Origin of the sequence: Nonomuraea sp. NPDC049784 (assembly GCF_040659615.1) — a bacterium.
Taxonomy (GTDB): Bacteria; Actinomycetota; Actinomycetes; order Streptosporangiales; family Streptosporangiaceae; genus Nonomuraea.
The window spans coordinates 1-8,644 of the sequence record NZ_JBFAMX010000445.1 but is presented as its reverse complement, the minus strand read 5'-3'; the positions used below and the strand labels follow the sequence as shown (position 1 = coordinate 8,644).

8 protein-coding genes are annotated in these 8,644 nt (G+C 65.3%); all 8 read left to right on the top strand.

What is annotated here, in order from left to right:
- The first annotated feature begins 222 nt into the window (after positions 1 to 222).
- Entirely contained in the window at positions 223 to 1,179 is a 957-nt protein-coding gene (locus AB0J09_RS47170; protein WP_360706706.1) for a methyltransferase, read from the top strand.
- Between the two features lie 275 nt (positions 1,180 to 1,454).
- Complete coding sequence (locus tag AB0J09_RS47165) at positions 1,455 to 2,978, top strand: methyltransferase (protein WP_360706704.1); 1,524 nt, start codon at positions 1,455 to 1,457, stop codon at positions 2,976 to 2,978.
- A 787-nt stretch (positions 2,979 to 3,765) separates the two neighbouring features.
- Positions 3,766 to 4,557: an SAM-dependent methyltransferase gene (locus AB0J09_RS47160; RefSeq protein WP_360706700.1), complete on the top strand. Its 792-nt coding sequence runs from the start codon at positions 3,766 to 3,768 to the stop codon at positions 4,555 to 4,557.
- Between the two features lie 385 nt (positions 4,558 to 4,942).
- Positions 4,943 to 6,364, top strand: coding sequence for an ATP-binding protein (locus AB0J09_RS47155; protein WP_360706697.1), 1,422 nt, complete (start codon positions 4,943 to 4,945; stop codon positions 6,362 to 6,364).
- Positions 6,361 to 6,756, top strand: a complete 396-nt coding sequence (locus tag AB0J09_RS47150; protein ID WP_360706694.1) for a roadblock/LC7 domain-containing protein — start codon at positions 6,361 to 6,363, stop codon at positions 6,754 to 6,756. Before AB0J09_RS47155 ends, AB0J09_RS47150 begins: the two co-directional genes overlap by 4 nt.
- Positions 6,753 to 7,121, top strand: a complete 369-nt coding sequence (locus tag AB0J09_RS47145) for a DUF742 domain-containing protein (protein WP_360706691.1) — start codon at positions 6,753 to 6,755, stop codon at positions 7,119 to 7,121. The genes AB0J09_RS47150 and AB0J09_RS47145 overlap by 4 nt, the downstream gene beginning before the upstream one ends.
- Positions 7,102 to 7,701 (top strand): ATP/GTP-binding protein, encoded by a 600-nt coding sequence (locus AB0J09_RS47140; protein WP_360706688.1) that lies wholly within the window; start codon positions 7,102 to 7,104, stop codon positions 7,699 to 7,701. Before AB0J09_RS47145 ends, AB0J09_RS47140 begins: the two co-directional genes overlap by 20 nt.
- 11 nt (positions 7,702 to 7,712) lie before the next feature.
- Positions 7,713 to 8,644 (top strand): cytochrome P450 (locus tag AB0J09_RS47135; protein WP_360706685.1); only part of this gene is annotated, 932 nt, incomplete at its 3' end.

The window sequence follows — 8,644 nt, the reverse complement described above, 5'->3', positions numbered from 1 at the left end:
AGGCGCGGCCCCCTGGCTCGCACACCTGAAGCAAACAGCCCGCGCCCCCTCACCAGCCACCCGGAACCCTCCCGAGGAAACGGCGTAGCGAAAGGAACGAACATGCCACCTCCTGAGTCGACACCGTCCCGCCACCCGCGCCCGCATCCTGTCCGTGGTCTCGCCAGTGGAGCAGCGCCGGATGCGGCCGCGAGCCTTGCCGTCGTCAGTTCGCCAGCATTGGTGAGTGCCCTGCGGTTCTTCATCACGTGCGGCGGAGCTGAGGCGCTGGCCATAAAAGGCTGCCTGACCAGCGACGAGCTCGCGACATGGTGCGGGACCACGCGGACCGACATGGCCAAGACCCTCAACATCCTTCGTCACCACGAGCTTGTCATACTCGAGGAACACGGATTCCGACTCGGCACCCTTGGCCCCGCGACAGCAGACGCGGTCATCTCTTCCGCGGAGGCGGAGATACTGCCGCAGGCGCGCCGCGCAACCACCATCCCGGCCTCCGACTGCACCCAGCACGCCGAACTGGAAGAGACGCCAGCCCAGAAGCCCCCGGATAACAGGGCCCACCTGGCCCATTTCGGCGACACCATCGCCGCCGCCATCGGCCGTGAACTCGCACGCCTGGGCGCGAGCCACTTCCACTCAGCCCACACCGTGGCCCAAATCGGCGGAGGGCAAGGCGACCTGCTGGCCGCCATCCTGGCCGCTTATCCCCACCTTCAGGGCATCCTGGTGGGGTGGCCAGGCGCCGACCCTCGCGCCCAGGACTACCTGACCACACAGGGCCTGCAGCACCGGGTCAAGCTGACTCCCGGTCATCTGCCGACACAGGTACCTGCCGCAGACCGCATCCTCGTGGCCCGCCTCCTGCGCCATCTGCCCGACCACCAGTGCCTGCGCCTGCTCGCGGCCGTATGCGCCACCCTTTTCACCACCAGCGACGGCGACAGCCAACTCTGGTACATCGACGGTCCACTGCCGGCACCGCAACGTCCCTCAGCCGACCTCGGCGAAGCCGGGACGCGAGCATGGGACATCATTTTGACCGGAATCGAACGCTCTACCGAGGACCTTCGGGCCCTCATGGAAAAAGCCGGGCTCCACGTGCAAGAGGAGAGAAGCCTGTCGCACGACCAGTACCTTGTGATCGCCATACCCGCCAGTCGGCACTCCTCAGCCTAGAAGCGGCCGGCTCACCGAGCGCTCCATCCCCATTGCGGGCGTCCTCGTTGCCGACCATGCCGCAAAAGCGACGGCGGGCACGGCTAGATCCGGTGACTCCTTCATCTGGCCACCTGGCCTTTTACCGCTTGCCAGCTGCATGGGTGAGCTCCACCCTCAGCGTATCCGCCGTGCTGCGCACAGGCTCGCCAGTCCACCGTGGCGTTGCATCGCGCCAAGCCAGCAGGCGTCCTTGCCTGATGGCGTCGTCCACCTCATCAGACAAGGGGGCAGCTATGACCACTCCTGCGCCTTCCGACAACGTGGAGCCCGCCCAGGTCGGCGAGGCGAGACAAGCCATCCAGAAGATCCTCGACAACCTGTCTATCTACGCCGCTCTCCATACGCTGTGTGAGCTGCGAATCTTTGACCGCCTAGCCCGCTCGGCCGCCACAGCCGATGCTCTTGCCGACTGGGCGGCGCCTGAGCCCGACCGCAGCCGCGATTACCTCCTGCGCGTACTGCGCATGGCCCACGCGCACAAATGGACCCCTCGCACGCCCGACGGGGTATTCCGCCTGTCCGACCTGGGACACAGATTCGTGACCACGAGCTCCGCTTCCGCCCACGCAGCAGTGATGGGAGCCGCTTTAAAGAAGCGGTGCTTGGGCGATGTCAACAACGTGCGCCTACTTTCCGGCGCCGGCACCCACGAACCGGTGTGGCCCATCCAGGTGATCCTTCGCCGGCTGGACCTGTTCGAGGTGCTCTACCTGCTATGCGAGCTGCGCATCCCGGATCGACTGGAGGATGGGCCCGCAAGCCTTCACGAACTGCACGCCTGGTGCACACAGGCCACGGACAGGACGAACTGGCAGCGCGGGCTGACCCGTGACGACCTTGCAAAGCTCCTACGCATCTGGCAAGTACAGGAATGGGTTGGTCAGGATTCCTCCAGGCGGCGCTACCAGCAGACCATCGTCGGGCAAATCCTCACCAGCTCCAGCCCAGCCTCCATGCGACCCGCTGTCATGATCTACGGGCTACGGCCGTGGTGGAGGGCGCTGGCCACCATGCACACAACCGTACGCATGGGCAGGCCAGCAATACTGGCCGGCCGCAGCAGCGTGGAAGACCTCATGGCCGATCAGCCGCCACGCGCCGCGGAGCTCGTCGCGACCTTACAAGCCCAGCACAGCGCCAGCATGGCACCGGCGATCGCTGATGCCATGCTGGCTCACACCCACGACGTCCGCTACCTGATCACAATTGGCGGGGATGCGATTTTGCTATCCGAAATTCTCCTCCGCCTGCCGGATATCACCGGCGTTCTCGTGGCACGCAGCTATGCTGCGGACATCGCAGCCCGCGGCCTTGCGCAGAGAGACGAACTGTTCGGCCGCTGGGGAGTCAAGAGTCACCACGGTGCACGAGCCGACATCCCTCTCCGCTATCACCCGCTGTATCTCATTCCCGGCCTGATCCACGACCTGTCCGATGTGGACGCCTGTGATCTGCTCGCGCGAGTCGCGGACGCGATGGCCTTGTCCGGACCTGACAGCGTGCTGTGGTTGGTCGCGTCCGTGCTGCCTGCCGCGCCCGAACCGCATCCGAGTCTCGCGCAGGACCTGCTGCAGATGACGCGCACCCGCCACGGCCGGGAGCGTACGGTGCGCGAATACGCCAAGCTGCTGCACGCCGTGGGGTTGACGCTCACCACCACCATCGACATGGACGATCAGACGATCATCGTCGCACACAGTGCACGCGATCAGCCGCTCCCCATGAAGCAACAGCGCGCGATCCTGCGAGCCTCCTAACCGGCTGGTGACGATGCACGTTCGCGAGCGCGGCGCCTGCCAGGTAGCGCTGTGCATCGCCGCGACACCCAATCACCGGAGGGACGTCGCGGTCACGTCCGCAGCCACCACCCGCTCCACAGGAGATCAGCGCCCGAGACGGAGGCGGGGGTTGTAGAGAGGCGACCGCACCCCCCAACCCGGACATGTGCCTCAATTACCCGCAAACCGTCACAACGCCTGAGCTCCGATACTCAGCGGCCCGTGGCCCTGCATCGGGCGGTCACGCTGGTGTCGTGCCGGCAACGTGATCAGCATGTGCTTGTGGACTCGTCGGCGCCGTTCTTTCCACCACGGGCTGCGGTGCTGCCCGGTCGGGCAAGCTCGTGAGGACCATCCACCGACGAGGGGCAGGGGTGCCCGACCACGACCATTCCAATGCCATGTCAGCCGTGCGAGCGGCGTGCCGGTCGCGCGCTCAGGCTGACGCAGATGCGGCACATTTCGCGTTGCGCCCCTGCTCATGCCTTGGGCGGTCTTCCTAGCGATGGACGGTATGTGTAGGTACAGGTGGTGACAGGTAGGTATGGGTTGGCCTAAGGTAGCGTCATGGCCTTCAGCGTTGCGGTGATCGGCCTCCAGTGGGCTGCGCCGTGCGCTGTGAAACCTGCTGTCGGCCGGTTTGTGGGTCGCCAGACACCACGGCAGCGCATAGCCCCTGCACCAAGGAAATTGCGATTCGTCGCTGGCGGCTCCAGAGTCGCCGCTTTGTGGTGCTCGGCGCTGGCTCAAGCGACCAGGAAGCGAGATGACTGTTATCTCAGGGATCAATCCGCTCGAGCCGAGCGTGGCTCGGGTCTATGACTACTGGCTGGGCGGTAAGGACAATTACGAAGCAGATCGGCAACTTGCCGAGGAGCTCCTCGCGACGAACCCGAGGCTCAGCGACATGGCGCGTTCGAATCGCCGCTGGATCATCCGTGTCGTCGAGTACGCCGTCAAGGCGGGAGTCCGTCAGGTTCTCGATGTCGGATGCGGCCTGCCTACCTCAAGCGTGGGGTTGCCGAATGTGCATGAGGTGGCGCAGAAGGCCGCCGCCCACACACGTGTGGTGTACGTGGACAACGACCCGGTCGTACAGAACCACGGCAGGGCCCTGTTGGCGACTAATGATCAAACTCAGCTGCATGTGGGCGACCTGCGTGAGCTGGACCGGTTCTTGGCGGACATGCGGACGTGGGCTCTCAACCTGTCGCAGCCTGTTCTGCTGCTGCTTGCAGCGGTGCTGCACTTCTTTCCCGATGACGGTGAGCCCGATCCCTACAAGGTGGTCAGCAAGATCATGGATCTCCTGCCGCCAGGATCGTACCTGGCCATCTCGCATGGAGAGGACACGCCCGACCTGCGTTCTGTCGCTAAGAACTACACCGCCACCAGGCCTCAACTACGCAACCAGCAGCAGGTGCGGAAGTTCTTTGCGGGCTTGGAACTGGTCGAGCCGGGAGTCGTGCAACTGCATGAGTGGCACCCTGACGAGGGCACCCTCGCACTCAACTACCCCGTCCCAGTACTGGGCGGTCTGGCGCGCAAGGCGGCGTAGCCGCGATGAGCATCCAGCGTGTGGCCACCGCGACTGACCAGACTCCCCGGACCCAAAATGGCCAGCGCAGCCGCACCCACTCCCCTCGGGCTGGTCGGACAGATGGTCTTGCTTGCCAGCCTCTTCGTTTCCTTGAGATGCGTGGTGAGCCAGCGGTCCCGACGGCGACACCGACCTGATTCCCGACCGTTGTGAGCGAAAGGACCCCGCTTCCTAACGCCAGCCCCGCCGATCCTGGGCCTAGCCACCCCGTCCCTCTCTCGCTTAGGTGATCATGACTGCTACAGACCCTCCTTCTCGGCCGCACGCCCCGTCCACCGCACGCTGGCTGGGCGCGATCACGCTGCTCGTTGCCGCAGCCACGGTCGCATGCCCGATTGTGACGATGATTGCCGCCATCCGAGCGGGCCTGGCCCCGCTGCTGGTGATGCTCTGCCTCGTGGAGACCGCCGCCGGTGGCATCTTGCTGGCCTTGAGCTTGTCGCGAGAGCGCGAGCAGCGTCGACTGCTCGCCGACCTCACGTCCCTGCGCGCCTCTCAGGATCGGTTGCGCGCCTCCACGAACGCGCGTGAACATGCACTGCGGGTCGAGGCCAGCGAGCGTGAGCAGCGGTGGCGCGACCATTGCACCGGAATGGTGGCAGCCATCCATCGACTGGTGACCCATCTGCTCGACGAACGGATCCCAGCCGCCATCAGCGGCGGTCCCGTTCCCGCCGCGCCGTCGGAGCCTCAGGCCGGACCGGACGTGGCCAAGACGCTTGATGGTGTGGTGGACGCGGTCAGCGAATCGGTAGGCACGCTTGCCGATCAGAAAGAGGCGCTGCGGCAAGTGCTGGTTGCTCTCGCCCGGCGCGTTCAGCCATCCGCTCATCGCATCCAGGAGGTGGCTACGCGCCTGGCCGATGCGCGCATCGGTGACGATCTTGTCCAGGAATCGATGATGCGCATTGACCATGCCGCGGCCCAGCAGGCGCGGGCAGCGCAGAGCCTGGCCGTGCTCTGTCACGAGTGGCCGGGCCAGCAATGGCCATATCCGACGGCGTTCGTCGATGTCGTTCGCGCTGCCTCGGGCCGCATCCTGGACTACCGCAGAATCAAGGTACTCGGAGACGCCACGCTTGCGGCCGCGGCCTCCGTGGTCGAGCAACTCATCCATCTGGTGGCCGAGTTGCTGGCGAACGCGACTGCGTGTTCCCCACCCAACACTATGGTTGAGGTCGAGGTTCGTCAGGTGCAGCGCGGTGCCGTGATTACGATCGACGATGGCGGCGTGGGGCTCGATGAGCACCGGCTCGCCAAGTACAACGCCATCGCCTCAGGCGAGCGTCTACCCGAGCTGGAAGACATGGTGGACGCCCTGCAGACGGGTCTGCTCGTGGTCGGCAACCTGGCCAGCCGCCACAACTTTCGCGTGAGCTTGACTCACTCGGCTTTTGGCGGCGTGCGCGCCGTGGTGCTTGTCCCCGAAGAGCTCATTGAGATTCTCGATCAAGAGACTGCCTCCCGCTTAGGTCCCCTTGGGCCACCGATGGAGATAGCGCCAGACGGCAACCGTGGCGCACTCGGCACAGCAATGGTGAGCGGCGCAACTGGTGGCTCCTCCGCTGCGGCGAACGGACTGCCTCAACGGCGCTCCCCGCGCCGCAGCGCAGCACAGGTGGGTGAGCCACGCCCGCCTGCCCCGCCTGTGCCGGCGAGGGAGCTGCCACACGACCCTACCGACTTCATCGGCGGATACCTCGAGGCCATCCAACAGCCGCCCATACACGCCCCTGATTCCGTCCCACAAAAGGAAAAGCCGTGATCGACAACGCCTGGATGATCAAAGAAGTCGTCGACACTCCCGGCGTCCGCCACGTCGTGGTGTCCACCGCCGATGGCCTGGCCAGACTCTGGTCCGGCAACACTGACAGAGACGAGGTTGACCGACTTGCTGCGGCCTGCTCAGGGCTGATGTCCCTGGGGCTTCAGGTGGGCCGCGCCCACGGCACCGGCTCCTGTGCGGTACGGGAAGTGATGATCTCCTACGAGGGCGGCTGGTTGTTCGTTCGCATCGCCGGTGAGGGCTCTCGACTCGCCGTGGTTGCAGGCCTAAACGTTGAACCACGGGTGGTTTCGCAGCAGATGCAGACGGTGATCAAACGCCTCGGCGAGAACACCTTTAGCACACCCGCGCGTACGACATCGACCACATGAGCGAACCAGCCGCGCCGCAAGACTACACAGATCAAGCGGTGCGGCCGTACGTGATGAGAGGCGGACGTGTCAGCCCCTCACGCAACACCATCGGCGTGGACACGCTACTCATGACTGCGCTAGACGGGCCACCTCTGCCCCTAACAGCCACACGCGAGCAGCGCGATCTGCTGACGATGTGCGTACGACTGCATCCGCTGGTTGAGGCCGCTGCCCGACTGCGTCTCCCCGTGAGCGTGGTGACCATCGTGGCGTGCGACCTGGTTGATTCGGGACGCCTTTATGCCCGCTCGCCCGCCCCCCAAGCTGGGCGCCCCGACCTGAAACTGCTGCAGGAGTTACTTGATGGCCTCCGAAATCTCTGATCGGTACAAGCACCTGCCCGACAGCGTGCAACAGGTCGCGAAGATCCTCGTCGTAGGAGGGTTCGGAGTCGGGAAAACCACGCTGATCGGCTCGGTGTCGGAGATCGAGCCGTTGCGCACCGAAGAGGCGATGACGGCGGCCAGCGTCGGCGTAGATGACCTCAGCCACCTGCCTGACAAGCACCAAACCACCGTGGCTCTCGACTTCGGCCGCATCACCGTCACACCGACACTGGCCCTTTACCTGTTCGGGGCGCCCGGACAGCACCGCTTCTGGAACATCTGGGATGGCCTTGCCTACGGCGCCGTCGGCGCACTCGCCCTGGTGGACACACGCCGCCTCAACGACAGCTTCGCCGTGCTCGACCAGATCGAAAGCTACGGCGGGCTGCCCTTCGCCGTAGCCGTGAACGTCTTTCCCGACAGCCACCCCTATGCCACGGACGCTCTGCGCAACGCCCTGGACCTCCCCCCGCACACACCGCTCGTCATGTGCGACGCCCGCAAGCGCACCTCCTCTCTCACCGCGCTGATCACGCTCGTCGAGCACGTGACCGAGCTCACTCCAACCCACCTCTAGGACCACCCCCCATGCCTTCCAACCAGCAGGCCAGTCAAGCAACCAGCTCCACCTCCGACCTGATGCCGCTCTCCAGCATCACCGCAGCCACCGACCCAGCCCTTCTTTACCAGCGTCTGCGCGACGACTGGGGCCAGGTAGCGCCCGTCGAGCTGGAACCCGGGGTACGGGCATGGCTCGTCATGGGCTGGGACGAAATCAAGATCATTGCTAACAACGAGGCACTGTACTCGCGCGACGCTCGCAACTGGCGCGACCTCAACGACGGCATTGTCGCCAAGGACAGCGGCCTAGGCCCGATGATGTTCTGGCGCGCCAACGTGATCGGACATGACGGACGCGAACACCGCCGTCTGCGCGCTCCACTCGACGACCTGGTCTCGCGCATCGACCCCCGACGGCTTCGCCGCTCCGTCGAGGCCATCTGCACGGACCTGGTCGGCAGCTTCGCCGCCCGTGGCGCAGCCGACCTGATCTCCGAATACGCCGCCATCATCCCCATGCTGTCGGTCGCGAGCCTGTTCGGGATCGAAACCAGCAAAGGCTTCGAACTGCTGACCGGGCTCATGGCCCTATTCGGCAGCGGCGACGACTCCCAGGCAGGCAACGCCAACTTCCAAGACCTTCTGGCCGACGTCATGCACGCCCGTCGCGCCCAGCCCACCGAGGACCTGACCCATGCGCTGATCACCCATCCGGCTCTGCGTAACGATGACGAGGTCCTGCAGTCGATGGTCGTCATGGTCAGCGCCGGCTATGAAACGACCTTGATCTGGATCGCTCAAACGTTGAGGCTAATGTTGACCGATCCTCGCCTGGCCGGCCGTGTCAACGGCGGCCGTCTGGGCATCGATGAAGCGCTCGATGAGGTGCTATGGCGCGACCCGCCGATGACGCACATGCCGACGCGCTTCGCCCTGCGCGACACCGAACTCGGTGGCCG

Coding starts and splice junctions, on each gene's coding strand:
- AB0J09_RS47140 (WP_360706688.1), top strand. CDS start 7,102: ATGGCCTCCGAAATCTCTGATCGGTACAAGCACCTGCCCGACAGCGTG.
- AB0J09_RS47160 (WP_360706700.1), top strand. CDS start 3,766: ATGACTGTTATCTCAGGGATCAATCCGCTCGAGCCGAGCGTGGCTCGG.
- AB0J09_RS47155 (WP_360706697.1), top strand. CDS start 4,943: ATGATTGCCGCCATCCGAGCGGGCCTGGCCCCGCTGCTGGTGATGCTC.
- AB0J09_RS47145 (WP_360706691.1), top strand. CDS start 6,753: ATGAGCGAACCAGCCGCGCCGCAAGACTACACAGATCAAGCGGTGCGG.
- AB0J09_RS47165 (WP_360706704.1), top strand. CDS start 1,455: ATGACCACTCCTGCGCCTTCCGACAACGTGGAGCCCGCCCAGGTCGGC.